At 76.5% G+C, this 1,314-nt stretch carries 1 protein-coding gene; it reads right to left on the reverse strand.

What is annotated here, in order from left to right; genetic code table 11:
- Positions 1-1,314: acyltransferase domain-containing protein (locus ACIQOV_RS41715; RefSeq protein WP_401056398.1), on the reverse strand; the 1,314-nt coding region annotated here is incomplete at both ends.

A 1,314-nucleotide genomic window follows, 5' to 3' on the forward strand; every position in this document is an offset into this window, starting at 1 on the left:
CGCGTCCATCAGCCGACCGCGCGCCGCCACCAGCGCACAGGCGTCCGCCAGCGAGAACACGCCCGCCACATGGGCGGCGGCGATCTCGCCGATCGAGTGCCCGAGCAGGAAGTCGGGGGTCACACCCCAGGATTCGAGCAACCGGAACGACGCCACCTCGACCGCGAACAGCCCCGCCTGCGCCCACACCGTCCGGTCCAGATCCTCCGCACCCGCGAAGACGACCTCCCGCACCGACCGCCCGAGCCTCCCGTCCAACTCCGCGCAGACCGCGTCGAACGCCGACGCGAACACCGGGAACGCCTCGTACAACTCCCGCCCCATGCCGACCCGCTGCGCACCCTGCCCCGTGAACAGGAACGCCGTCCGGCCCTCCACCGCGGCACCCGCGACCACGCCGCCCGTCGGACGCCCGTCCGCCAGCGCGCCGAGGCCATCCAGCAGCCCCTCACGGCCACCGGTGCCCAGCACCACCGCGCGGTGGGCCAGCGCGGCCCGGGTCGTCGCCAGGGACCACGCCGCGTCGCCCGCGTCCACGTCCGGCCCGAACCGCTCGGCCAGCCGCGCCGCCTGGCCCCGCAGCGCCTGCGCGCTCTGCGCCGACACCGGCCACGCCACCGGGCGGACGCCCTGCCCGGGCGCCTCCGGCTCCGTCCGCGGCTCGGCCTCGGCCGGGCTCTCCTCGATGAGCACATGGGCGTTGGTACCGCTGACGCCGAACGCGGAGACGCCGATCCGTCGGGTCCGCTCCGCCTGCGGCCAGGGCCGGGCCTCGGTCAGCAGCTCGACGCCGCCGCCCGTCCACTCGACGTGCGGGGTGGGCGCGTCCACGTGCAGGGTGGCCGGGAGCATGCCGTTGCGCAGCGCCAGCACGCTCTTGATCACGCCGACCGCGCCGGCGGCGGCCTGGGTGTGGCCGACGTTGGACTTCAGCGAGCCGAGCAGCAGCGGCCGGTCGGCCGTACGGCCCCGGCCGTAGACGGCCTGCAGCGCCTCGGCCTCGATCGGGTCGCCGAGGCGGGTTCCGGTGCCGTGCGCCTCCACGGCGTCCACGTCGGCCGCCTCCAGCCGGGCGTTGGCCAGCGCCTGCCGGATCACCCGCTCCTGCGAGGGCCCGTTCGGCGCCGTCAGACCGTTCGAGGCACCGTCCTGGTTGACCGCGCTGCCCCGCACCACCGCCAGCACCTCGTGCCCGTTGCGGCGGGCGTCGGAGAGCCGTTCCAGTAGCAGGACGCCGACGCCCTCGGACCAGCCGGTGCCGTCCGCCGCCGCCGCGAAGGACTTGCAGCGGCCGTCGGCGGCCAGGCCGCCCTG

Origin of the sequence: Kitasatospora sp. NPDC091257, from assembly GCF_044757675.1 — a bacterium.
GTDB lineage: Bacteria > Actinomycetota > Actinomycetes > Streptomycetales > Streptomycetaceae > Kitasatospora > Kitasatospora lactacystinica.